This is a genomic window from Ensifer adhaerens, from assembly GCF_020035535.1.
Taxonomy (GTDB): domain Bacteria; phylum Pseudomonadota; class Alphaproteobacteria; order Rhizobiales; family Rhizobiaceae; genus Ensifer.
Map to the genome: position 1 here is coordinate 1,034,324 of NZ_CP083349.1, position 23,325 is coordinate 1,057,648.

Annotated in this window: 19 protein-coding genes and 3 tRNA genes; 20 read left to right on the forward strand and 2 right to left on the reverse strand. The window is 62.0% G+C overall.

Annotated features, from left to right (window positions below; all coding sequences use genetic code 11):
* Nucleotides 1-3 precede the first annotated feature (3 nt).
* Nucleotides 4-1,842, reverse strand: a complete 1,839-nt coding sequence (locus tag LAC81_RS05020) for a methyl-accepting chemotaxis protein (protein ID WP_223726959.1) — start codon at nt 1,840-1,842, stop codon at nt 4-6.
* 382 nt (nt 1,843-2,224) lie between these two features.
* Here LAC81_RS05020 and LAC81_RS05025 point away from each other — a divergent pair, with 382 nt between their 5' ends.
* From LAC81_RS05025 to LAC81_RS05035, 3 genes are all read left to right on the forward strand, one after another.
* Nucleotides 2,225-3,505, forward strand: a complete 1,281-nt coding sequence (locus LAC81_RS05025; RefSeq protein WP_223726960.1) for a metallophosphoesterase family protein — start codon at nt 2,225-2,227, stop codon at nt 3,503-3,505.
* A complete protein-coding gene (locus LAC81_RS05030; RefSeq protein WP_223726961.1) occupies nt 3,505-6,963 on the forward strand; it encodes an ATP-binding protein in 3,459 nt (1,152 codons plus the stop codon). The genes LAC81_RS05025 and LAC81_RS05030 overlap by 1 nt, the downstream gene beginning before the upstream one ends.
* Before the next feature lie 86 nt (nt 6,964-7,049).
* The gene (locus LAC81_RS05035; RefSeq protein ID WP_223726962.1) at nt 7,050-7,448 is read left to right on the forward strand and encodes a cupin domain-containing protein; all 399 of its coding nucleotides are present in this window, start codon (nt 7,050-7,052) and stop codon (nt 7,446-7,448) included.
* Between the two features lie 225 nt (nt 7,449-7,673).
* Here the strand turns inward: LAC81_RS05035 and LAC81_RS05040 are convergent.
* A tRNA-Val gene (locus LAC81_RS05040) sits at nt 7,674-7,749 on the reverse strand.
* A gap of 457 nt (nt 7,750-8,206) precedes the next feature.
* Here LAC81_RS05040 and LAC81_RS05045 point away from each other — a divergent pair.
* From LAC81_RS05045 to LAC81_RS05125, 17 genes are all read left to right on the forward strand, one after another.
* Nucleotides 8,207-8,283 (forward strand) — tRNA-Asp (locus LAC81_RS05045).
* A gap of 75 nt (nt 8,284-8,358) precedes the next feature.
* Nucleotides 8,359-8,435: transfer RNA gene (locus tag LAC81_RS05050), tRNA-Asp, on the forward strand.
* Nucleotides 8,436-8,734: 299 nt separating this feature from the next.
* A complete protein-coding gene (locus LAC81_RS05055) occupies nt 8,735-9,100 on the forward strand; it encodes an NADH-quinone oxidoreductase subunit A (RefSeq protein WP_034803593.1) in 366 nt (121 codons plus the stop codon).
* Nucleotides 9,091-9,669, forward strand: coding sequence for a NuoB/complex I 20 kDa subunit family protein (locus LAC81_RS05060; protein WP_034803591.1), 579 nt, complete (start codon nt 9,091-9,093; stop codon nt 9,667-9,669). Before LAC81_RS05055 ends, LAC81_RS05060 begins: the two co-directional genes overlap by 10 nt.
* An 18-nt stretch (nt 9,670-9,687) precedes the next feature.
* Nucleotides 9,688-10,293 (forward strand): NADH-quinone oxidoreductase subunit C, encoded by a 606-nt coding sequence (locus LAC81_RS05065; protein WP_223726963.1) that lies wholly within the window; start codon nt 9,688-9,690, stop codon nt 10,291-10,293.
* A 57-nt stretch (nt 10,294-10,350) separates the two neighbouring features.
* Entirely contained in the window at nt 10,351-11,541 is a 1,191-nt protein-coding gene (locus tag LAC81_RS05070) for an NADH-quinone oxidoreductase subunit D (protein WP_113536945.1), read from the forward strand.
* Nucleotides 11,541-11,798 carry a hypothetical protein gene (locus tag LAC81_RS05075; RefSeq protein ID WP_113536946.1) on the forward strand — a complete coding sequence of 86 codons (258 nt, stop codon included), beginning with the start codon at nt 11,541-11,543 and terminating at the stop codon, nt 11,796-11,798. The genes LAC81_RS05070 and LAC81_RS05075 overlap by 1 nt, the downstream gene beginning before the upstream one ends.
* A 16-nt stretch (nt 11,799-11,814) precedes the next feature.
* Nucleotides 11,815-12,942, forward strand: coding sequence for an NADH-quinone oxidoreductase subunit E (locus LAC81_RS05080; protein WP_223726964.1), 1,128 nt, complete (start codon nt 11,815-11,817; stop codon nt 12,940-12,942).
* 11 nt (nt 12,943-12,953) lie between these two features.
* Complete coding sequence (nuoF, locus tag LAC81_RS05085; RefSeq protein ID WP_223726965.1) at nt 12,954-14,258, forward strand: NADH-quinone oxidoreductase subunit NuoF; 1,305 nt, start codon at nt 12,954-12,956, stop codon at nt 14,256-14,258.
* Between the two features lie 6 nt (nt 14,259-14,264).
* Nucleotides 14,265-14,912: an NADH:ubiquinone oxidoreductase gene (locus tag LAC81_RS05090; RefSeq protein WP_223726966.1), complete on the forward strand. Its 648-nt coding sequence runs from the start codon at nt 14,265-14,267 to the stop codon at nt 14,910-14,912.
* Between the two features lie 111 nt (nt 14,913-15,023).
* Nucleotides 15,024-17,105, forward strand: coding sequence for an NADH-quinone oxidoreductase subunit NuoG (gene nuoG / locus LAC81_RS05095; protein WP_223726967.1), 2,082 nt, complete (start codon nt 15,024-15,026; stop codon nt 17,103-17,105).
* A 20-nt stretch (nt 17,106-17,125) separates the two neighbouring features.
* Complete coding sequence (nuoH, locus tag LAC81_RS05100; RefSeq protein WP_223726968.1) at nt 17,126-18,169, forward strand: NADH-quinone oxidoreductase subunit NuoH; 1,044 nt, start codon at nt 17,126-17,128, stop codon at nt 18,167-18,169.
* Nucleotides 18,170-18,233: 64 nt separating this feature from the next.
* Nucleotides 18,234-18,725, forward strand: coding sequence for an NADH-quinone oxidoreductase subunit NuoI (gene nuoI / locus LAC81_RS05105; RefSeq protein ID WP_025426590.1), 492 nt, complete (start codon nt 18,234-18,236; stop codon nt 18,723-18,725).
* A gap of 138 nt (nt 18,726-18,863) precedes the next feature.
* Complete coding sequence (locus tag LAC81_RS05110; RefSeq protein WP_113536951.1) at nt 18,864-19,478, forward strand: NADH-quinone oxidoreductase subunit J; 615 nt, start codon at nt 18,864-18,866, stop codon at nt 19,476-19,478.
* Nucleotides 19,479-19,505: 27 nt separating this feature from the next.
* Entirely contained in the window at nt 19,506-19,814 is a 309-nt protein-coding gene (gene nuoK / locus LAC81_RS05115) for an NADH-quinone oxidoreductase subunit NuoK (protein WP_034803568.1), read from the forward strand.
* Nucleotides 19,815-19,821: 7 nt separating this feature from the next.
* The gene (nuoL, locus tag LAC81_RS05120) at nt 19,822-21,813 is read left to right on the forward strand and encodes an NADH-quinone oxidoreductase subunit L (RefSeq protein WP_223726969.1); all 1,992 of its coding nucleotides are present in this window, start codon (nt 19,822-19,824) and stop codon (nt 21,811-21,813) included.
* Nucleotides 21,813-23,324 (forward strand): NADH-quinone oxidoreductase subunit M, encoded by a 1,512-nt coding sequence (locus LAC81_RS05125; RefSeq protein WP_223726970.1) that lies wholly within the window; start codon nt 21,813-21,815, stop codon nt 23,322-23,324. Before nuoL ends, LAC81_RS05125 begins: the two co-directional genes overlap by 1 nt.
* Nucleotide 23,325: the final 1 nt, after the last annotated feature.

The following is a 23,325-nucleotide window of genomic DNA, read 5'->3' on the forward strand; positions in this document are numbered from 1 at the left end:
GGATTATGCCGCCCGACGTGTCGAGCCGGTGGAGGGCGCATAGCCGTGGGCCTGGGCCTCTTCCAATGTGAAGCGAGCGATCAGTTCGCGCAGGCGGCCGGCTTCCTGGGCAAGCGTGGCGCTTGCGGCATTGGCTTCCTCGACCATGGCTGCGTTCTGTTGGGTGACCTGATCCATCTGGTTGACCGCGGTATTGACCTCCGACAGTCCGGCAGACTGTTCCTGTGCCGAAACGGCGATCGCATCCATGTGCTGGTTGATCGTGACGATGAAGCCTTCGATGGTGCGCAGAGCTTCGCCGGTTTCGCGCACGAGCCGGACGCCGCTTTCGACTTCGACGGTGGAGTTGCGGATCAGGTCCTTGATCTCCTTGGCCGCATTGGCCGAGCGCTGGGCAAGCTCGCGCACTTCCTGGGCGACGACGGCAAAGCCCTTGCCGGCATCGCCGGCCCGGGCCGCTTCGACGCCGGCATTCAGCGCCAGAAGGTTGGTCTGGAAGGCGATCTCGTCGATCACACCGATGATGTTGGAGATCTGGCTCGATGAATGCTCGATACGCCCCATGGCATCGACCGCACCCGAGACGATCGCGCCGGACTTGCGGGCGCTTTCATTGGCCTGGCTGGCCACCGTGCGCGCCTCATGGGTGCGCTTCGAGGAGTTGCCGACATTGGCGGTGATCTGGTCGAGAGCTGCGGCCGTCTCTTCCAGCGAGGCGGCCTGCTGCTCGGTCCGGCGCGACAGGTCGTCAGCGCTCTGGCTGACTTCGCGCGCACCGCTGTCGATGCTGCCGGAGCTCGCCGAAACGGCCGCGAGCGTATCGGCGAGCTGGGCGACGGCCTGGTTCAGGTCGTGGCGAAGCTGCTCGAAGTCCGGTGCGAAGGGTTCGTTGAGCTGGAAGGCGAGATCGCCGGAGGCAAGACGGCGCAGACCGCCGGCGAGACCCGCCGTTGCTTCCTGGAGGCGGCGCTGGGCCGCGACTTCCGCTTCTTCGGTCAGACGCAGGCGATCGGCCTCAGCCTGGGCGCGCTGTGCCTGGGCATCTGCTTCGAGCTGCTGGTTGGTGATCGCCGCCTGGCGGAAGACTTCGACGGCACGGGCCATCTCGCCGATTTCGTCCTTGCGGGCACCGTAGGGGATGTTGCTTTCCGTGTCGCCCTCCGCAAGGCGCGCCATCGAACGGGTGATGATCTGGATCGGGCGGGCAATGCCGCGCACGGCATAAAGAATGGCACCGAGCACGATGATGGCGGCAACGGCGATGACCGCCATTTCGATCATGCGGATCTGGTCATGCGTGGCCGAGCTTGCTGCAACCGCTGCATCGGCACCGGCGAGGTTGATCGCGCGCACTTCCTTGATCGCCTCGTCGACCTTCTGCTCGGTCTCCCGCATCTCGACCTTGAAGACGCTCTGCGCCTTCATGTTCTCGAGATTGTTGGAGAGCTTCACCATGCCGTCGGCAATCGAGAGGTAGGCCTGGTAGGCGCCGCGCACTTTTTCCAGCGCGGCCTTGTCGGCATCCGTCACCATCAGCGCGGCATAGTCGTCGGCGAGCTTGTTGAAGCCTTCGACGGTCTGGCCGATGACTTTCTCGGCGGCTTTCTTTTCGAAGGGCGTCAGCGAGATCAGGTGGCGCGCAAAGGCCATGCGCGTGTCCGAAAGCTGGGTTTCGAGCGCGCGGGAAAGCGAGACGCGCGGCAGCCAGGTGGTGGCGATCTCGTTGTTGCGCTCGTTCATCATCTTGATGCCGCCGAGCGAGGAGACGGCCAGCGCCGTGACGATAGCGGCGACCACGAGGAAAAGGGCAATGAGCGTATGTGAAATCTTGAGCCGTGACATAGGTTCCCCCCGGAAGGACGGCCGTCCATAAAAGCTGTGCTTGATGAAGTCGTTCCGGCTCTTGATCGTCATGACGGAGCGGATGCCGAAGCAGGAATCATTCCGGTGCCTGGATGCGCTTCGAGCGCAGCCGGCGGAAACCTAGCGAACAAGATATTACAAAAGCCCTAATCGATTAAAGTGAGTATAATCTGATATTTGCAGGTACTCTGGGGCTGCTGTTGATCGTTCGCATTCGGCAATCGCCACGGGGATGTTCTGTATTAGTCTTGGTTTTACTTAGGCGGTCTGAAATTTGCGCGTCGAGTGCGGGCCAATCTCCCACGTGGATGAAGGGCCGACACTGATTGACGGGCGCCAGCCTGCCGGGCCATGGTCGGCCATGCCCTTCCGCTTCGTCCATACCGCAGATCTTCATCTCGATTCGCCTCTCCGCAGCCTCGCCCTCAGAAATGCCGATCTTGCCGAGATCGTGCGGGGGGCGTCCAGGCGCGCCTTCGTCAAGATCGTCGATCTCTGCATCGCCGAGAAAGTCGATGCGCTGCTGATTGCAGGCGATCTTTATGACGGCAGCCAGACGTCGATGAACACAGCGCTGTTTCTTGGGCGGGAATTGCGCCGGCTGGACGAGACGGGGATTCGGACCTTCATCATTCGTGGCAACCACGATGCCCAATCGCAGGTGACCAACGAGCTCACCCTGCCGCCTTCGGCGCATGTGTTCAAAGGCCGATCGAAGGCCGTTCTTGCAAAGACCTTGGCAAGTGGGCGCGATGTCTATGTACACGGGGTGAGCTTCGCCAGCCCGCACGCCCCGGAAAGCCTGTTGCCGGCCTTTCAACCGCCCACACCAGGTGCGCTCAACATCGGCATGTTGCACACGAGCCTTGCCGGCGCCTCTGGTCATGATCCCTACGCTCCGTGCAGCACCGGTGACCTCGTGGCACATGGTTTTGACTACTGGGCGCTTGGCCATATCCATCAGCGCCAGATACACGCGACGGCGCCCTTCGTCGTCATGCCCGGCATACCGCAGGGCCGTGATGTCAACGAAGCCGGCGTGAAGAGCGTGACGCTGGTGGCGTTCGATGATGACGGTCGGGCCGAGATTGCCGAGCTGCCGATCGGCATCGCCAGTTTCGAGCGCCTGTCCGTCGATATCTCCGGCCTCTCCGAGTGGCGCGATGTGCTCGATGCGGTCAAACAGGCGCTTGTGCGGGTCTCGACAGATACGCTGGCGGAAAACGTCATCCTGCGTGTAACGCTTACCGGGGCTACGTCGCTTGCCTGGCGCCTTCGCCGCGACGCGGATTTGCTGCGCGCCGAGATCGACAACATTGCAGCCGGCATCGTCGTTTGCTGGATCGAAAAGCTGGATCTCGCCTGCAGCAACCCCATGGTGGAAAAGACGGGGGCGATGCTCGACCCCGTCGATGAGCTGGTCGCCCTCGTAGAGGCAGATGTGCTGCCCGCCCACGGATTTCGCCAGGAGGTCCGGGCAGCGGTGGAAGATCTGCTGCAACAACTGCCCCCTGAGCTGCGCCAAGTGTTGGCGCCCGATGAAGACGCCATCGAGCGGCTCGCCTTCGAGGCCAGCGCTTCGGGAGGCACGGAGGTACTTGCCCATCTTCACGGCGGCGGTGCAGGCGAGGGGCAGCACTGATGCGGCTCACCGCGCTCGATCTCGTTCGCTACGGCAAATTCACCGATCGCCGGCTCGACTTTGGTGAGAGCGTCGCCGGTGTGCCCGACCTGCACATCGTCTACGGGCCCAACGAGGCCGGCAAATCAACGATGTTTTCGGGCTTCCTCGATCTGCTCTTCGGGATCGAGCATTCGAGCCCTTACGGCTTCCTGCATCCCTATCCGACGATGCGGGTCGGCGGCACCATCGAGGCGGCGGGTCGGACGCATCGTGTGTTCCGGCTCAAACGCAAGACGAACTCGCTGGTCAGCGCAGATGATCAGCCGCTGCCCGACAATCTCTTCTCCGGAGCATTGGGCGCCATCGACCGCGACACCTACCAGACGATGTTTTCGCTCGACGATGAGAGCATTGAGAAGGGCGGGGAGGCGATCCTGAAGAGCGAGGGAGAACTCGGTTCGCTGTTGTTTTCCGCAAGCTCCGGCCTGCCGGACAGTACGGCGATCCTTGCGGCCCTGCGCGGCCAGGCCGACGCCTTCTATCGGCCGCAGGCGCGCAAGCATCAGCTTGCGGAGCTGAAGGCGCAGCTTGATGCCCTGAGGACGGAGCGAAACACTCTCGATATCAATGCCCGCGAATACGCGGCCCTGCGCAAGACCCTGGCGCAAGCCCGCGACCGCCACGAGGCGGCGATCACACGCCGTGCCGAACTGCGGGTCGCGCGCGCTCGCCTTAATGCCGAGATTGAAGCGCTGCCGCACTTTGGCCGGCTGCGCGTACTTCGCCAGGAGCTGGCAAGTGCTCCAGTGCTGCCGGTCCCGCCGGCCGAGTGGGTTACCGAGCTGCCGGCACTTCGCCGCCAGGAGGCGGAGATCGAAGTCCGGCTCCGCCAGAACGAAAGCGAGATTCAGCGTCGCCGCGACGCTCTGGAAGAATTCCCGCTCGATAAGGAAGGGCTGTGCCTGGCTGAGCGGCTGACGGCGCTGCAGGAGACCGCGCTCGATGCGCGCTATGTCACTGCCGCGCGCGATATGCCGTCGCGACTGGAAGAATTGACGCGGACGTCGACGGAGATCGTCGGCTGCCTGCTGCGGCTCGGAGAGCCGGCTGACCGGGACCCCGCCGATCTGCTGTTGCCGGCTGGGATCGGCGCGCGGCTTCAAGATCTCGCGCGCCGTCATTCTGCTCTTGTCGAACGTTGCAATGCGGCACGTCACGAAGTGCAAGCTGCCGCCGAAGAATGTCGCGCCGCTGAACGCGAACTGGCCCGGATCGAGGGAGAGGGGGGAGCCGCGGATACCTCCGGTCTTTCCGGCCGTCTGGCGCTGCTGCGCCGCAGCGACTGCCTGCTGCGGAAGCAGGCCGCCGCGCAATCTCTGGATCGTCTTGAAGCGGAACTTGCCGACAAACTGCTGCAGCTGAGGCCTTTCGCTGGCAGCGCCGACGATCTGTTGGCACTCGGCGTTCCCGCACCCGGAGCACTTGAGGCGTTGCGCAAGGTCGTGGCTTCATTGGAAGAGCGGCAAGCGCGCCTTTCCGATCGCGTCGCCGGCGAGCAGGAACTGCTTGCGGGCGAGGAGGCGCGGCTGGCCGCGCTGTCTGGCGTTGGCGGGGCGCTGGACGACGGTTCTGCCGCGGCACTACGCCTCCGTCGTGACGAGGCCTGGGAACGGCACAAGAGCCAGCTCCTTCTGGAAACGGCGGTCGCTTTCGAAGAGGCTATGGGCAGAGATGACGAGGTTACGGCGCTGCGTCTCACAGAGACGGCTCGGCTTGCGGATTTGCGCGGCCTGTCGCTTGCGATAACCGAGCGACGTGCCCGCCTTGCGGCCCTGCGTGAGCAGCAGCAGCGATGCCGCGAGGAGATGGCGGCCCAGGCAAAGTCTCTGGAAGCCCTCGCGACGTCGTGCGGCTTACCCAGCGTCACGCGCTTGCCGCAACTGGAAGCCTGGCTCGCCATCAGGGGCTCGGCGCTCGAACTGCGCGCGCAGCTACGCGCTGTCCGTCTGGAATTCGAGCGCGCTCATGCGGAGGAGGCCGAGGCGGTTCGCGGGCTCGGTGAAGAACTCGCCGGCATCGGCATTGAAGAAGGGCTGTCGGAGCGGCTCGACGATCTCCTTTTGATCGCGGAGCGCATCGTATCGCAGGCGCAGACCGTGGCTGCCGCTCGCAATGCGGCCCGCGAGGCGGCAAAGCGCAGCGCTGCGGTTCTCGAAGGCCGACGCTCGACCCTGGATCTTGCTGAAACCGAAATGGCCGCCTGGCAGGAGCAGTGGAGCACACTGCTTGCCAAGAGCTGGCTTGCCGACCGCAGCGAGCAGCTCTTGCCGGAGCAGGTCGGTGCGATGCTTGCGGTGTTGCAGGACCTGGACAAGCACACACAGCGAAAGGCCGATCTGGAGTACCGTGTCGCCGGGATGCGCAAGGATCAGGCGGCTTTCGAACGCGATATCGCCGACCTCGCGGGCGGATCGCCGACAGACGATACGGTCGCGACGTTTACCGCGCTCAAGACGCGTGCCACCGAGGCCCAACGGCTTGCCGACCGCCGGGCAACTTCCCTGGCGGAATTGGCTCGCCTCGAGGAGGATCGGCGCGCCATCTGTGGCGCGCGCGAGATTCATTGGGCGCGCCGGCGCCTCGTGACGGAGTTTTTCGAGTGTGAAACGCTCGATGACGCCATGCAGCAGTTCGAAGCCGCTCGCGAACAGGAGCGCCTGCGCCAGCGCATAGCCGAACTGGAAGCGGATATCGCTTCCCGATTGGGCGTAGCCACTTGCGCGCAGGCCGAGGCGTTGCTCGCCGAGCTCGATGACGCCGCCGTTAGGTTGGAACTGGCGCGGCTCGATGCCGCGCTTGAAGAAAGCGACCGCGACGTCAGCGAGCTGCATACGGACATGCGGGGCAAGGAAAAGGCGCTCGTCGATGTCGACGGCGGCGATACGGTTGCCGAACTCGATCAGAAGCGGCGAACGCTGCTGCTCGACATCGAGAGCAAGGCGCTTGCCTATCTTCGGCTCCGGGCCGGCGTCATCGCGGCCGAGACGGCGCTTCGGCTTTTCCGCGAGCGCCACCGTAGCGCAATGATGCGCCGTGCTTCGGAAACCTTCAGCCGGATCAGCGGCGGAGAGTATTCCGGCCTGTCGGCGCAATCCGACAAGGGACAGGAATTCCTGATCGCCAATGCCGCCGGCGGCGGATCGAAACTCGCCAAGGATCTCTCCAAGGGCACCCGGTTCCAGCTCTATCTGGCACTCAGAATCGCCGGCTATCACGAAATCGCGGCTGCCCGCGAATCGCTGCCCTTCATCGCCGACGACATCATGGAGACCTTTGACGACGGGCGCGCAGGCCGCGCCTTCGAGCAAATGGCCGAAATGGCGCGTGTCGGCCAGGTGATCTATCTGACGCACCACGAACATCTTTGCGAGATCGCCCGTGATGCCTGTCCGACTGTGACAATTCACAGGTTATGATAGGCTCGCGGATGAGGTCGGGCCTGTTGGCCGTAGCGCATTTCTGCTGACGACGAGCGCACATACGAAAATCGGAGGAACGAGAGATGGACATCATACCCGGTGGATCGAGACCTTCGATGCGCGCTCCGGCGGAATACTTCACCGGCACTGTGCGCCAGGACCCGGTAATCGAGGCCGCTGGACCGGCGCGCGTCCGCGCCGTCAGCGTCACCTTCGAGCCCGGCGCGCGCACGGCCTGGCATACGCATCCGCTCGGCCAGACCCTGGTTGTCACGGCCGGCCGTGGCCTCGTGCAAAGCTGGGGTGGCCCGGTGCAGGAGATTCGTATGGGCGATGTCGTCTGGTTCCCGCCGGGCGAAAAGCACTGGCACGGTGCCGCACCCGATACGGCCATGGTCCACCTTGCGATTCAGGAGGCGCTCGACGGCAAGGCTGTGGATTGGCTGGAACATGTCAGCGACGAGCAGTATCGCGGCGGCTAGCGCCGCTGCGCCTACCGACATATTGGGATTTGGCGGTCTTGCTGGTTCAGCCGAGGCTGACGGTGGCGGGTATCGCGATCGGGCCCGTTGAATCCCTGATTCCCGGCCGCTGACGGCCGAGCTCTAAGGCGAAAGCAACTCAGAACGAAAGGCAGATCGCAAACGTGACGCGATACGTGAGTGACAAATGCGGCAGGTTCGGTGATGTTTTTCTTTGGGAGAAAATGGTGGGCGATGAGAGACTCGAACTCCCGACATCCTCGGTGTAAACGAGGCGCTCTACCAACTGAGCTAATCGCCCTTCCGCGTTTGGACCGGATCAGTCCGCCGCGTCGGTGGCCGTGATCTAGGCGTAACCGAAAAAAACCGCAAGAGCATTTGTATCGTTTTTTTGATTTTTTTTGTTGGCGATTGCGCGACCCCCTGAAACTGCGGGCTTCGTGCTTGTGGACAAAATACGCGTATGGCGCCCCGGCAACGACGCGCGGAGGAGGGAGGGAAGAAGATCCGGAATCAACCTCCCGGTATGCGGATGGACCAGAGCATGATCGGGTAGGGGCGATGGACCGGTGGCGGAAGGCGCCATTGGTCCATTCTGATTTCGATCGTTTTATTGCCCTGTGGATCAATTTTCATTCCGTCACGGATTTGTCTTCAAACACGCTTGACACCCCAATCCGAACCGCTTAGTTAGCCGCTCATCGAACGGCGCTGCTGCTCGATGCGGGGCGGAAACGCCTCAACCAAGTCAAGATGATGCGGGTGTAGCTCAGTCGGTTAGAGTGCCGGCCTGTCACGCCGGAGGTCGCGGGTTCGAGCCCCGTCACTCGCGCCACTCTTGATCTGGGATTGCCTTAGGTTCTCATCGAGGGCCGATGGTGGTACTAATGATCGTTCGCGGTCATCATGCGCGGGTGTAGCTCAGTCGGTTAGAGTGCCGGCCTGTCACGCCGGAGGTCGCGGGTTCGAGCCCCGTCACTCGCGCCATTTCTTCTCTCCTCCTTTCTTGCAAATCGCGTCGGCCTTAGGGCCGGATTGTGCGCTGCGGCAATCTGTCTCGTCTCGCTTTGTTTTACCGTAAAGTTCGCGTCGGCCCGCAAATCCGCGCTTTGTCGGTATCACCCGTCTGATCCTGTGGTGCGAAGCGGTTTAAATGGCCCCTCAAGGCTTGCGCGACGACGCGGGCTGCGCTAACCACTCCGGCGTTGCAACATATTTTTCGGCCTGCGAGATTTGTTGTTCTGGCGCTCTCCCATGCGCCCTCCCGCAGGCAGGGACGGATAACAATGACTGAACTTCTCGGTTCCTACGTTCCGATCGCGATTTTCATTGGAATCGCATTGGTGATCGGTGTGGCGCTTCTGATTGCTCCCTTCGCCGTCGCCTTCAAGGCTCCTGATTCGGAAAAGCTGTCGGCCTACGAGTGCGGCTTCAATGCGTTCGACGACGCCCGCATGAAGTTCGACATCCGCTTCTACCTCGTGTCGATCCTCTTCATCATCTTCGACCTTGAAGTCGCCTTCCTCTTCCCCTGGGCGGTATCGTTCCATGAGCTCGGCTGGTTCGGGTTCTGGTCGATGATGGTCTTCCTCGGTGTGCTGACGATCGGCTTTATCTATGAATGGAAGAAGGGAGCGCTGGAATGGAACTGACCTCCGGCACCACGCTCGTTGCGCCCAAGCCGAAAGGGATCATCGATCCCTCCACCGGCAAGCCGATTGGCAGCAATGACGCATTCTTCGGCGAGATCAACAATGAGCTCGCCGACAAGGGTTTTCTGGTCACCTCGACCGACGAACTCATCAACTGGGCCCGTACCGGTTCGCTGATGTGGATGACCTTCGGTCTCGCCTGCTGCGCGGTCGAGATGATGCAGATGTCGATGCCGCGTTACGACGCAGAGCGTTTCGGCTTTGCGCCGCGCGCCTCGCCGCGCCAGTCCGACGTCATGATCGTCGCCGGCACGCTGACCAACAAGATGGCGCCTGCGCTCCGCAAGGTCTATGACCAGATGCCGGAGCCGCGTTACGTCATCTCGATGGGCTCGTGCGCCAACGGCGGCGGCTACTACCACTATTCCTATTCCGTCGTTCGCGGCTGCGACCGCGTCGTTCCCGTCGACATCTACGTGCCAGGCTGTCCTCCCACGGCAGAAGCGCTGCTTTACGGCGTGCTCCTGCTGCAGAAGAAGATCCGCCGGACCGGCACGATCGAGCGCTAAGGGCAGGGGGTCTTTAATATGAGTGAAGCCCTGAATGAGCTTGCGTCCTACCTGCGCGAAACGCGCGGCGCGCTGATCTCCGACGTATCGCTGGCCTATGGCGAGCTGACGCTGACGACGACATCGGCGAACCTGATCGCGCTGCTGACGTTCCTTCGTGACGATGTGCAGTGCGCCTTCGTCAATTTCGTCGATGTCTGCGGCGTCGACTGGCCGCAGCGGCCGGACCGTTTCGATGTGGTCTATCATCTCTTGTCGCCGCGCCAGAACCTGCGCGTGCGCATCAAGGTCGCAACCGGCGAGAACGAGCCGGTTCCGTCGGCAACCCCGGTCTATCCCGGCGCCGACTGGTTCGAGCGTGAAGCCTACGACATGTACGGCATCCTGTTCACCGGCCATCCGGACCTGCGCCGCATCCTGACGGACTACGGTTTTGAAGGACATCCGCTGCGCAAGGACTTCCCGGTTACCGGTTTCGTCGAGGTCCGCTATGACGACCAGGCCAAGCGCGTCGTCTACGAACCCGTCGAGCTGAAGCAGGAATTCCGCAACTTCGACTTCCTCTCTCCCTGGGAAGGCACGGACTACGTGCTGCCCGGCGACGAGAAGGCGAAAGCACGGTGAGACTAAATGGCCCGCGGTAGCCGCCAAGCGGCTGCCGTCCGGCCCGGAGCAATCGGTATGACCGAACATAACGTCCGCAATTTCAACATCAACTTTGGTCCGCAGCATCCGGCGGCGCACGGCGTTCTTCGCCTGGTGCTCGAGCTTGATGGCGAAATCGTCGAACGCGTCGATCCGCATATCGGCCTTCTGCATCGCGGCACCGAGAAGCTGATCGAGACCAAGACCTACTTGCAGGCCGTGCCCTATTTCGACCGCCTCGACTACGTGGCGCCGATGAACCAGGAGCACGCTTTCGCACTCGCGGTTGAGAAGCTGACGGGCACGGAAGTTCCGATCCGCGGCCAGCTCATCCGTGTTCTCTATTCGGAAATCGGCCGCATCCTCTCGCATCTTCTGAACGTCACGACGCAGGCCATGGACGTCGGCGCGCTGACGCCGCCGCTTTGGGGCTTCGAAGAGCGCGAAAAGCTGATGGTGTTCTACGAGCGTGCCTGCGGCGCGCGCATGCACTCTGCCTATTTCCGTCCGGGCGGTGTCCATCAGGATCTGCCGCACGAACTGGTCGAAGACATCGGCAAGTGGATCGATCCGTTCCTGAAGACCGTCGACGATATCGACGAGTTGCTCACCGGCAACCGCATCTTCAAGCAGCGCAACGTCGATATCGGCGTCGTGAAGCTCGATGACGCTTGGGCCTGGGGCTTCTCGGGTGTCATGGTACGTGGTTCGGGTGCTGCCTGGGACCTGCGTCGTTCGCAGCCCTATGAGTGCTATTCGGACATGGAATTCGATATCCCGATCGGCAAGAACGGCGACTGCTTCGACCGCTACCTGATCCGCATGATCGAGATGCGCCAGTCGGCGCGCATCATGCGCCAGTGCGTCGATCGCCTGCTCGGCGACGCCAAGGTCGGCCCGGTTTCGTCGCTTGACGGCAAGATCGTTCCACCGAAGCGCGGTGAGATGAAGCGTTCGATGGAAGCGCTGATCCACCATTTCAAGCTCTACACCGAAGGCTATCACGTGCCGGCCGGCGAAGTTTACGCCGCCGTCGAAGCGCCGAAGGGCGAGTTCGGCGTCTATCTCGTCTCTGACGGCACGAACAAGCCCTATCGCTGCAAGATCCGCGCCCCGGGTTATGCGCATCTCCAGGCGATGGATTTCCTCTGTCGGGGACACCAGCTTGCCGACGTTTCGGCCGTGCTGGGCTCCCTCGATATCGTGTTCGGTGAGGTGGATCGCTGATGCGTCTCGCGCCCCTGGCCACGCTCGCTCTTCTCGCGCTTATGTCGACCGCTTCCGCACAGGAATCGGTCGATAGCGGCGCGACCTCGGGCGGCATGCGCGGGGGCTCGATGGCCGAGCTCGTGGCCAAGGGCTACGAGATCAAGGCCGCGGTCGCCAATGGCACGCGCTACATCGTATTTTTGCAGAAAGACCAGTCAGCCTATGCCTGCGAATTCGTCTCGGTGACGAAATCGCGGTGCGGTTCGATTAACTGATAAGGTGTCCACTAGAATGTCCGTTCGTCGACTAGCCGAAGACACCGTCCAGCCAGCGAGCTTTGCCTTCAGCAAGGAGAACGCCGCCTGGGCGAAGGAAACGATCAAGAAGTACCCCAAGGGTCGTGAGCAGTCCGCCGTCATCCCGTTGTTGATGCGCGCTCAGGATCAGGACGGCTGGGTCACGAAGGCGGCCATCGAGTCGATCGCGGACATGCTGGGCATGGCCTATATCCGCGTGCTCGAAGTAGCGACCTTCTACACCCAGTTCCAGCTGAAGCCGGTCGGCACGCGTGCGCACGTTCAGGTTTGCGGCACGACGCCGTGCATGCTGCGCGGCGCCGAAGACCTGATCAAGGTCTGCAAGAGCAAGATCGCCCATGACCCCTTCACCCTCAACGAAAGCGGCACGCTCTCCTGGGAAGAAGTCGAATGTCAGGGCGCCTGCGTCAACGCGCCGATGGTCATGATCTTCAAGGACACCTTCGAGGACCTGACGCCCGAGCAACTCGAGCAGATCATCGACCGTTTCGAAGCAGGCAAGGGTTCTGAAGTTACCCCTGGTCCGCAGATTGATCGCATCTATTCGGCGCCGGAAGGCGGCCTGACGACGCTGATGGCGGCAGATTCAGTTCCGGCCAGGGCTGCGACCAGCGCCAAGAAGGTCAGCGACGCTCCGGCCGTTTCCGTGCCGCCGTCGAATGCCGGCCGGGCCAAGACCACCGCCAGCGAGACCAACGCATCCCTGAAGACGCCGGCGACGGCAAAGGTAGAAGCTGCTGCCAACGCCAAGGTCGAAGGCGACACCGTCGACAAGTCGAAGCCGGCCAAGGCTGCCGCCGTTGCCGGCAAGCCGTCGCTCGAGGACAAGAACCGTCCGGCGGGCATCGAAAAGCCGGCAGCCGTCGACGACCTCAAGCTGATCTCGGGCGTCGGTCCGAAGATCGAGGGCACGCTGAACGAACTGGGCATCTACACCTACACGCAAGTTGCTTCGTGGAAGAAGGCGGAGCGCGAGTGGGTTGACGGATACCTGAATTTCAAGGGCCGTATCGAACGCGACGACTGGGTCAAGCAGGCCAAGGCGCTCGCCAAGGGTGGCGAAGCCGAATACATCAAGGTATTCGGCAAGAAGCCGCGGTAAAGAGGTGAATTATGCTCAGAGATGAAGACCGCATCTTTACCAATATCTATGGCCTCAAGGACAAGTCCCTGAAGGGCGCCATGGCGCGCGGCCACTGGGACGGCACCAAGCAGCTGCTCGAGAAGGGCCGTGACTGGATTGTCAACGAAGTGAAGGCTTCCGGCCTTCGCGGTCGTGGTGGCGCCGGCTTCCCGACGGGCCTCAAGTGGTCCTTCATGCCGAAGGAAAGCGACGGCCGTCCGCATTACCTCGTCGTCAATGCCGACGAGTCCGAGCCCGGCACCTGCAAGGACCGTGACATCATGCGTCACGATCCGCATACCCTGATCGAAGGCTGCGTCATCGCCAGCTTCGCCATGGGCGCCCATGTCGCCTACATCTACGTGCGCGGAGAATTCATTCGCGAGCGCGAGGCGCTGCAGGCGGCGATCGACGAGTGCTACGGGTACGGCCTGCTCGGCAAGAACAACAAGCTGGGCTACGACATCGACGTCTACGTGCACCATGGTGCCGGCGCCTATATCTGTGGCGAAGAGACCGCGCTGCTCGAAAGCCTTGAAGGCAAGAAGGGTCAGCCGCGCCTGAAGCCGCCGTTCCCGGCCAACATGGGCCTCTACGGTTGCCCGACGACTGTCAACAACGTCGAGTCGATCGCGGTTACCCCGACCATCCTGCGTCGCGGAGCCGGCTGGTACACGAGCTTCGGCCGTCCCAACAACCACGGCACTAAGCTCTATTCGGTCTCCGGTCACGTCAATCGCCCGTGCACGGTCGAAGATGCGATGTCGATCCCGTTCCATGAACTGATCGAAAAGCACTGTGGCGGCATTCGCGGCGGCTGGGACAACCTGCTTGCCGTCATCCCCGGCGGTTCGTCCGTTCCTTGCGTGCCCGGCGCGCAGATGAAGGACGCGATCATGGACTATGACGGTCTGCGCGAACTCGGCTCCGGTCTCGGCACCGCCGCCGTTATTGTCATGGACAAGTCGACCGACATCATCAAGGCGATCTGGCGCCTCTCGGCTTTCTACAAGCACGAGAGCTGCGGCCAGTGCACGCCGTGCCGCGAAGGCACCGGCTGGATGATGCGCGTGATGGAACGCATGGTTCAGGGTCGCGCCCAGAAGCGCGAAATCGACATGCTGTTCGACGTCACCAAGCAGGTGGAAGGCCACACGATCTGCGCGCTCGGCGACGCAGCCGCCTGGCCGATCCAGGGTCTGATCAAGCACTTCCGTCCGGAAATGGAAAAGCGCATCGACGAGTACACGCGTAATGCCACGTCGCATGGCGCGCTTCTGGAAGCGGCGGAGTAACGGGTGATGGCCGGCGCACGCGAAGAGGGACAGATGAAGGGACACGCCGAGGCAGGCATTCCGTTCGCACGTCCGCTTGGCGGCGATCCGGCCGATCCTTTCGGTATGGCCGAATGGATGAAGAACCTGCCGCAGGTGCCGCTGCACCCGCTGATGGTTCACCCGGCGGCCGCAGTTGCTGCGGCGACCGCGATCGGCTTCGGCCTCACGAGCCACTTTGCAGGCGCCATGATCGGCGCGATGCAGGGTGCCGTCGAGGCGGCGCAGAAGCGGGCGGAGCCCGCATCTGGCGTGACGACTGCCGTTGTCGCAAAGGCGACGGAAGCCGAAGCAAAGCCGGAACCGATCGCCAGGCCGTCTGCGTCTACCAAGCGGTCAGCGGCGAAGCCGGTGGTTGAAAAGGTTGCCGCTGAAAAGGTGGTCAAGGTTCGCGCGACGCGCGCCAAGGCGAAAGCCGCCGACGACCTCAAGCGGATTTCCGGTATCGGCCCGAAGCTTGAGCAGGTGCTGAACGCCAAGGGCATCAGCGGCTTTGCCGACATTGCCGGCTGGAGCGACGCGGACGTCGCTCGCTTCGACGACGAGCTCGGCTTCGGCGGGCGGATCAAGCGGGACGATTGGGTTGGACAGGCCAAGGCGCTGAAAAGCGCGTGAGAGAATAGGGGCGGGGGACCGGCAACGGCCATCGCCCGCAAGCAGCAAGGCTGTGTTGGAATTGTCCGTCGCCTTTAGGCCGACGGACGGAAGACAGGATTGAGTACGAAGATGGCAAAGCTGAAAGTCGACGGAAAAGAGATCGAGGTACCGGATCATTTCACGCTTCTTCAGGCGTGCGAAGAGGCCGGGGCCGAAGTTCCGCGCTTCTGTTTCCACGAGCGGCTGTCGGTCGCCGGCAACTGCCGCATGTGTCTGATCGAGGTGAAGGGCGGGCCGCCCAAGCCCGCCGCATCTTGCGCCATGGGCGTGCGCGACCTTCGTCCGGGCCCGAACGGCGAAGCGCCGGAAGTCTTCACGACCACGCCGATGGTCAAGAAGGCGCGCGAAGGCGTGATGGAATTCCTGCTGATCAACCATCCGCTCGACTGCCCGATCTGCGACCAGGGCGGCGAATGCGACCTGCAGGACCAGGCGATGGCTTTCGGTATCGACAGCTCGCGCTACCAGGAAAACAAGCGCGCCGTCGAAGACAAGTACATCGGCCCGCTCGTCAAGACGGTGATGAACCGCTGCATCCACTGCACGCGGTGCGTTCGTTTCACGACCGAAGTTGCCGGCATTGCCGAGCTTGGCCTGATCGGCCGCGGCGAAGACGCCGAGATCACCACCTATCTCGAGCAGGCAATGACGTCGGAACTGCAGGGCAACGTCGTCGACCTTTGCCCCGTGGGCGCGCTGACCTCGAAGCCCTTTGCCTTCACCGCCCGTCCGTGGGAGTTGAACAAGACCGAATCCATCGACGTGATGGATGCGCTCGGTTCGGCGATCCGCGTCGACACCCGCGGTCGCGAAGTCATGCGCATCATGCCGCGCGTCAACGAAGAGATTAACGAAGAGTGGATCTCCGACAAGAGCCGCTTCATCTGGGATGGCCTGAAGACGCAGCGCCTCGATCGTCCTTACGTCAAGAAGGACGGCCGCCTGCAGCCGGCGAGCTGGGGCGAAGCCTTTCAGGCGGTCAAGGCTGCCGTTGCCCAGACCTCGGGCGACAAGATCGGCGCCATTGCCGGCGACCTCGCTTCGGTCGAAGAAATGTACGCGCTGAAGCAGCTGATCTCGGCTCTTGGCTCCGAAAGCGTCGACTGCCGCCAGGATGGCGCTGCACTCGATCCGTCGCTCGGCCGCGCCAGCTACCTCTTCAACCCGACGATCGCTGGCATCGAAAGCGCTGATGCGCTGTTGATCATCGGCTCCAACCCGCGCTTCGAGGCTTCGGTTCTCAACGCCCGCATCCGCAAGCGTTACCGCATGGGCAACTTCCCGATCGCCGTGATCGGCGAGCCTGGCGAACTGCGCTACGAATACGAGTATCTCGGCGCCGGCACCGAAACGCTCGCCGAGCTCGTCTCCGGCAAGGGCAAATTTGCAGCGACCTTGAAGAAGGCGCAGCGCCCGATGATCCTCATCGGCCAGGGCGCGATCGCAGGGGAGGGCGGTGCTGCCGTTCTTTCTGCCGCCGCCAAGCTCGCAGGTGCCGTAGGTGCGGTCACCGCCGAGTGGAATGGTTTTGCCGTCCTCCACACGGCTGCTTCCCGCGTCGGTGGTCTGGACCTCGGCTTCGTTCCGGGCGCAAACGGCAAGACGGCGGCCGAAATGGTCACCGCATCCGACGTTCTGTTCCTGCTCGGCGCCGACGAGATCGACCTTGCCGATCGCAAGTTCGGCTTCACGGTCTATATCGGCTCGCACGGCGACAACGGCGCACATGCCGCCGACGTCATTTTGCCGGGCGCGACCTACACCGAAAAGTCCGGCACCTGGGTCAACACCGAGGGCCGCGTTCAGGTCGGCAACCGCGCCGGCTTCGCACCGGGCGACGCACGCGAGGACTGGGCGATCATTCGCGCACTTTCCGACGTGCTCGGCAAGAAGCTGCCCTTTGATTCGCTTGGCGAATTGCGCTCAAAGCTGTATGCGGCCCACCCGCATTTCGCCGATGTCGACGCGATCGCGACCGGCAACGGCGACGAAATTGCCGCACTCGGCCAAAAAGCCGGTGAGATGGGCAAATCCGTGTTTGCGTCTCCGGTCAAAGACTTCTATTTGACGAACCCGATAGCGCGCGCATCCGCCGTCATGGCCGAATGCTCGGCTTTGGCACGCAACAACTTCAAAGCTGCGGCGGAATGAGCGCGAGGGAATAGAGTATCATGGACGCTTTCGTTTCGACCTATGTCTGGCCCGCGATCATCATGGTCGCCCAGTCGCTGCTGCTCCTGGTCGCGCTGCTGCTTTTCATCGCCTACATCCTGCTCGCCGACCGTAAGATCTGGGCTGCAGTTCAGCTTCGCCGTGGTCCGAATGTGGTAGGCCCGTGGGGACTTTTCCAGTCCTTCGCCGACCTTTTGAAGTTCGTCTTCAAGGAACCGGTGATTCCCGCCGGTGCCAACAAGGCGATCTTCCTGCTCGCACCGCTCGTTTCCGTGACGCTGGCGCTCGCCGCCTGGGCGGTGATCCCGCTCAACGCCGGCTGGGTGATTGCGAACGTCAACGTCGGCATCCTCTTCGTGTTCGCCATATCTTCGCTTGAAGTTTATGGCATCATCATGGGCGGCTGGGCGTCGAACTCCAAATATCCCTTCCTCGGCGCGCTTCGCTCCGCAGCACAGATGGTCTCCTACGAAGTCTCGATCGGCTTCGTCATTGTCACCGTCCTTCTCTGCGTCGGCTCGCTGAACCTGACGGACATCGTCAATGCCCAGTCGACGGGCATCGGCACGAACCTCGGTCTGCCGGCGTCGTTCCTCGACTGGCATTGGCTGGCACTGTTCCCGATGTTCATCGTGTTCTTCATTTCGGCGCTTGCCGAAACGAACCGCCCGCCTTTCGACCTTCCGGAAGCGGAATCCGAACTCGTCGCCGGCTTCATGGTCGAGTACGGCTCCACGCCTTACATGATGTTCATGCTCGGCGAATATGCTGCCATCTGCCTGATGTGCGCATTGACGACGATCCTGTTCCTTGGCGGCTGGCTGCCTCCGGTCGACGTCTGGTTCCTGAACTGGGTTCCCGGCATCATCTGGTTCGTGCTGAAGGCATCCTTCGTGTTCTTCATGTTCGCGATGGTGAAGGCTTTCGTTCCGCGCTACCGCTACGACCAGCTGATGCGTCTCGGCTGGAAGGTCTTCCTGCCAATCTCTCTCGCAATGGTCGTGATCACTGCATTCGTTCTCAAGCTGACGGGAGCCGCATGACGATGGTTCACGTTTGGCAGCATACCGCCGGTCGCTCCCAGGCCGGCAACTCTGGAGGTAAATGATGGCCGGTCTTTCGCAAGCCGTCAGCTCGCTGTTCCTGAAGGAATTCGTCGGCGCGTTCTTTTTGTCGATGCGCTACTTCTTCAAGCCGAAGGCGACGTTGAACTACCCCTTCGAAAAGGGGCCGGTCAGCCCGCGCTTCCGTGGCGAGCATGCGCTGCGCCGCTATCCGAACGGTGAAGAGCGTTGCATCGCCTGCAAGCTGTGCGAGGCGATCTGTCCTGCACAGGCCATCACCATCGAAGCCGGCCCGCGCCGCAACGACGGCACCCGCCGTACGGTGCGCTACGACATCGACATGGTGAAGTGCATCTATTGCGGTTTCTGCCAGGAAGCCTGTCCGGTCGATGCCATCGTCGAGGGCCCGAACTTCGAGTTCGCCACCGAGACGCGCGAAGAGCTTTACTACGACAAGGACAAGCTCCTCGCCAACGGCGACCGTTGGGAACGGGAAATCGCACGCAACATCGCAATGGACTCGCCCTATCGCTGAGGCCAAAGCGTAGCGCCGCCCCGGGGAGGGCGGTGCATGTGACATAGGTTTGGGCAACGGCCGGACGCGTGTCCGGCTTTGCCTGTGGAGTGGAGCCAGAAGCGCTTCACGCCGTGCAAGACGAAGAAGGCACCGATCATGGGTCTGCAGGTTCTTTTTTTCTATCTCTTTGCCTTCATCGCGGTGGCGTCGGCATTTATGGTCATTGCGGCCAGGAACCCGGTTTATTCGGTTCTGTTCCTGATCCTGACCTTCTTTAACTCGGCGGGCCTGTTCCTGCTGACCGGCGCCGAATTCCTCGCGATGATCCTGTTGGTCGTCTACGTCGGCGCGGTCGCGGTGCTCTTCCTCTTCGTGGTCATGATGCTCGACATCGACTTCGCAGAACTGCGCGCGGGCGTGCTAGAATATGCGCCGATCGGTGCGCTGATCGGGCTTATCCTCGCAGCCGAACTCATCATCGTGGTTGGCGGCGCGACGTTCTCACCGGAAATCGCCAAGTCGATTTCGATGCCGATCCCGGCGGTGGCGGACCGCACGAATACGGCCGCCCTCGGTGACGTGCTCTATACCCACTACGTCTACTTCTTCCAGATCGCCGGCCTCGTGCTGCTCGTCGCCATGATCGGCGCGATCGTGCTGACGCTGCGCCACCGCGAAAACATCAAGCGCCAGAACATCCCGCAGCAGGTCGCCCGCTCGCCCGAAACCGCCGTCGAGGTGGTCACGGTCAAGCCGGGCCAGGGCATCTAAGTCGGACGCGAGATCGAGGAACAAAAAATGGAAATCGGAATTTCCCACTATCTCACCGTCAGCGCCATCCTGTTCACGCTGGGCGTCTTCGGCATCTTCCTGAACCGGAAGAACGTCATCGTCATCCTGATGTCGGTCGAACTCATTCTTCTCGCGGTCAACATCAACATGGTCGCCTTCTCGGCGTTCCTGAATGATATCACGGGCCAGGTCTTTGCCCTGTTCATCCTGACCGTCGCGGCTGCGGAAGCGGCCATCGGACTTGCAATTCTCGTCGTCTTCTACCGCAACCGCGGCTCGATCGCTGTTGAAGACGTCAACATGATGAAGGGCTGATTGGGCTATGGATACCATCATCAAGGCTATCGTCTTCCTGCCTTTGATCGGCTTTCTGATCGCCGGCCTCTTCGGTACTTCGATCGGCGCCAAGGCATCGGAATATGTCACCAGCGGTCTGATGATCATCGCCGCTGCGCTCTCCTGGTACGTCTTCTTCGACGTTGCCTTGGGCCACCAGGAGATGATCAAGGTTTCGGTGCTGCGCTGGATCCAGTCCGGCAGCTTCGATGTCGAATGGGCATTCCGCGTCGACACGTTGACGTCGGTCATGTTCGTCGTCGTCAACACGGTGTCGACGCTCGTGCATGTCTATTCGATCGGCTACATGCACCACGACCCGCATCGTCCGCGCTTCTTTGCCTATCTGTCGCTGTTTACCTTCGCGATGCTCATGCTCATCACGTCGGACAACCTGGTGCAGATGTTCTTCGGCTGGGAAGGCGTGGGTCTGGCGTCCTACCTGCTCATCGGCTTCTGGTACAAGAAGCCGTCGGCGAACGCTGCTGCGATGAAGGCCTTCATCGTCAACCGCGTCGGCGACTTCGGTTTCTCGCTCGGCATCTTCCTGGTCTTCGTGCTGTTCGGCTCGGTCAACTTCGAGACGATCTTCGCTGCGGCCCAGACATATCTGCCGGCCGAAGGCGCTGCAGCAGGGGAGGCGGTTGTCACCCTGTTCGGCATGCACCTCGACAAGGCTGACGCCATTACGGCTGCCTGCTTGCTGCTCTTTATGGGCGCGATGGGCAAGTCGGCGCAGTTCCTGCTGCACACCTGGCTTCCGGACGCGATGGAAGGCCCGACCCCGGTTTCGGCCCTGATTCATGCCGCAACGATGGTCACCGCCGGCGTCTTCCTCGTCGCCCGCATGTCGCCGCTCTTTGAACTGTCGCCGGATGCGCTGACCGTTGTCACCATCATCGGTGCGATCACCGCCTTCTTCGCGGCGACCGTCGGTCTCGTTCAGAACGACATCAAGCGCGTCATCGCCTATTCGACCTGCTCGCAACTCGGTTACATGTTCGTGGCGCTCGGCGTCGGCGCCTATGGCGCGGCCATCTTCCACCTGTTCACGCACGCCTTCTTCAAGGCGCTCCTGTTCTTGGGTGCCGGTTCGGTCATCCACGCCGTCGATGGCGAACAGGACATGCGCTATATGGGCGGCCTCAAGCCGCACATCCGGGTGACCTACTGGATGATGTTCATCGGCACGATTGCACTGACTGGTGTTGGCATCCCCGGCGTTATCGGCACAGCGGGCTTCTACTCGAAGGATGCGATCATCGAGTCGACCTTCGCGTCGCATAGTGCCGTTTCTGGCTTCGCCTTCGCGCTGCTTGTCATTGCCGCTCTCTTCACCAGCTTCTACTCCTGGCGTCTGACCTTCCTGACTTTCCACGGCAAGCCGCGGGCGTCGTCGGATGTCATGCATCACGTCCACGAGTCGCCGCAAGTCATGCTGGTGCCGCTCTATATCCTTGGCGCCGGCGCGTTGCTCGCGGGTTTCCTGTTCCACGACTACTTCTTCGGCCACCATTACGTCGAGTTCTGGAAGGGCGCTCTGTTCACCTCTGCGGAGAACGAGATCCTCGAAGAGTACCACCACGTACCGCTGTGGGTGAAGTGGAGCCCGTTCTGCGCCATGGCGCTCGGCCTCTTCACTGCCTGGTACATGTATATCCGCCGGCCGGAACTGCCGAAGTATCTGGCAGACCAGCATCGTGGCCTCTACCAGTTCCTGCTCAACAAGTGGTACTTCGACGAGCTCTATGACTTCCTGTTCGTACGTTCGGCCAAGTGGCTCGGCACCTTCCTCTGGAAGGAAGGCGACGGTCGCGTGATCGATGGCTACGGCCCGAACGGCATTGCCGCACGCGTGATGAACGTCACTGACCGCGTTGTCCGCCTGCAGACTGGTTACCTTTATCACTACGCGTTCGCGATGCTGATCGGCATTGCCGCGCTCGTTACTTGGATGATGTTCAGGAGTTCCTTCTGATGACCGATTGGCCCGTACTTTCCGCGGTCACCTTCATGCCGCTCGTCGGCGTCCTGCTTCTCTTGCTCGTAAGGGAAGACAGCGCCTACGGCCGCCGGAACATCCTGAACGTTTCGCTGCTGACGACGATCTTCACCTTCGCGGTGTCGGTCTACATCTGGTACCAGTTCGATGCCTCGAACCCCGGCTTCCAGATGATCGAAAAGCACGATTGGCTGGGCACCGGCATTTCCTACCATCTGGGTGTGGACGGCATCTCGGTGCTCTTTGTCGTGCTCTCGGCCTTCCTCATGCCGTTCTGCGTGCTCGCAAGCTGGCTGTCGATCGAGAAGCGCCTGAAGGCCTATATGATCGCGTTCCTCGTCCTGGAAACGTTCATGATCGGCGTCTTCGTGTCGCTCGATATCGTGCTCTTCTACGTGTTCTTCGAGGCCGGCCTGATCCCGATGTTCATCATCATCGGTGTCTGGGGTGGCAAGGACCGCGTCTACGCCAGCTACAAGTTCTTCCTCTATACGCTGCTCGGCTCGGTACTGATGCTGCTTGCGATCATGGCGATGTACTGGCAGGCCGGTACGACCGATATCCCGCAGCTGCTCGCCTATAGCTTCCCGCGTCAGATGCAGACGTGGCTGTGGCTTGCCTTCTTCGCTTCCTTCGCGGTGAAGATGCCGATGTGGCCGGTCCACACCTGGCTCCCGGACGCGCACGTTCAGGCGCCGACGGCGGGCTCGGTCATCCTGGCCGGCATCCTTCTCAAGCTCGGCGGATACGGCTTCCTGCGCTTCTCGCTGCCGATGTTCCCGCTCGCATCCGATTACTTCGCACCGTTCGTCTTCACGCTTTCGGTTGTTGCCATCATCTACACCTCGCTGGTCGCGATGATGCAGACCGACATCAAGAAGCTGATCGCCTATTCGTCGGTTGCTCACATGGGCTACGTGACGATGGGTATCTTTGCCGCCAACACCCAGGGCGTGCAGGGTGCGATCTTCCAGATGCTGTCGCACGGTATCGTCTCGGGCGCGCTCTTCCTCTGCGTCGGCGTCGTCTATGACCGTCTGCACACCCGCGAGATCGCGGCCTATGGCGGTCTGGTCAACAACATGCCGAAATATGCCGTCGCCTTCATGGTCTTCACCATGGCGAACGTCGGCCTTCCAGGCACCTCCGGCTTCGTCGGCGAAGTCCTGACTCTCGTCGGTGCGTTCCGCGCCAACACCTGGGTTGCGCTCTTTGCCACCTCGGGTGTTATCCTGTCGGCAGCCTACGCGCTCTGGCTCTACCGCCGGGTGATCTTCGGTGCATTGGAGAAGGAAAGCCTGAAGGCGCTGCTCGATCTGTCGCCGCGCGAAAAGGCCGTCCTTTATCCGCTGGTGATCCTGACGATCTTCTTCGGCGTCTATCCGGCACCGATCTTCGATGCGACCGCGGCTTCCGTGGATCTGCTCGTCAACAACTACTCCGCAGCCCTGCAGGCAGCGCAAAACGTTGCGCTTTCGGTGCAATGAC

Bases quoted from the DNA above. Each gene is read 5' to 3' on its own strand.
- LAC81_RS05020 (WP_223726959.1), bottom strand. From the start codon at position 1,842: ATGTCACGGCTCAAGATTTCACATACGCTCATTGCCCTTTTCCTCGTG.
- LAC81_RS05025 (WP_223726960.1), top strand. From the start codon at position 2,225: ATGCCCTTCCGCTTCGTCCATACCGCAGATCTTCATCTCGATTCGCCT.
- LAC81_RS05030 (WP_223726961.1), top strand. From the start codon at position 3,505: ATGCGGCTCACCGCGCTCGATCTCGTTCGCTACGGCAAATTCACCGAT.
- LAC81_RS05035 (WP_223726962.1), top strand. From the start codon at position 7,050: ATGGACATCATACCCGGTGGATCGAGACCTTCGATGCGCGCTCCGGCG.
- LAC81_RS05055 (WP_034803593.1), top strand. From the start codon at position 8,735: ATGACTGAACTTCTCGGTTCCTACGTTCCGATCGCGATTTTCATTGGA.
- LAC81_RS05060 (WP_034803591.1), top strand. From the start codon at position 9,091: ATGGAACTGACCTCCGGCACCACGCTCGTTGCGCCCAAGCCGAAAGGG.
- LAC81_RS05065 (WP_223726963.1), top strand. From the start codon at position 9,688: ATGAGTGAAGCCCTGAATGAGCTTGCGTCCTACCTGCGCGAAACGCGC.
- LAC81_RS05070 (WP_113536945.1), top strand. From the start codon at position 10,351: ATGACCGAACATAACGTCCGCAATTTCAACATCAACTTTGGTCCGCAG.
- LAC81_RS05075 (WP_113536946.1), top strand. From the start codon at position 11,541: ATGCGTCTCGCGCCCCTGGCCACGCTCGCTCTTCTCGCGCTTATGTCG.
- LAC81_RS05080 (WP_223726964.1), top strand. From the start codon at position 11,815: ATGTCCGTTCGTCGACTAGCCGAAGACACCGTCCAGCCAGCGAGCTTT.
- nuoF (WP_223726965.1), top strand. From the start codon at position 12,954: ATGCTCAGAGATGAAGACCGCATCTTTACCAATATCTATGGCCTCAAG.
- LAC81_RS05090 (WP_223726966.1), top strand. From the start codon at position 14,265: ATGGCCGGCGCACGCGAAGAGGGACAGATGAAGGGACACGCCGAGGCA.
- nuoG (WP_223726967.1), top strand. From the start codon at position 15,024: ATGGCAAAGCTGAAAGTCGACGGAAAAGAGATCGAGGTACCGGATCAT.
- nuoH (WP_223726968.1), top strand. From the start codon at position 17,126: ATGGACGCTTTCGTTTCGACCTATGTCTGGCCCGCGATCATCATGGTC.
- nuoI (WP_025426590.1), top strand. From the start codon at position 18,234: ATGGCCGGTCTTTCGCAAGCCGTCAGCTCGCTGTTCCTGAAGGAATTC.
- LAC81_RS05110 (WP_113536951.1), top strand. From the start codon at position 18,864: ATGGGTCTGCAGGTTCTTTTTTTCTATCTCTTTGCCTTCATCGCGGTG.
- nuoK (WP_034803568.1), top strand. From the start codon at position 19,506: ATGGAAATCGGAATTTCCCACTATCTCACCGTCAGCGCCATCCTGTTC.
- nuoL (WP_223726969.1), top strand. From the start codon at position 19,822: ATGGATACCATCATCAAGGCTATCGTCTTCCTGCCTTTGATCGGCTTT.
- LAC81_RS05125 (WP_223726970.1), top strand. From the start codon at position 21,813: ATGACCGATTGGCCCGTACTTTCCGCGGTCACCTTCATGCCGCTCGTC.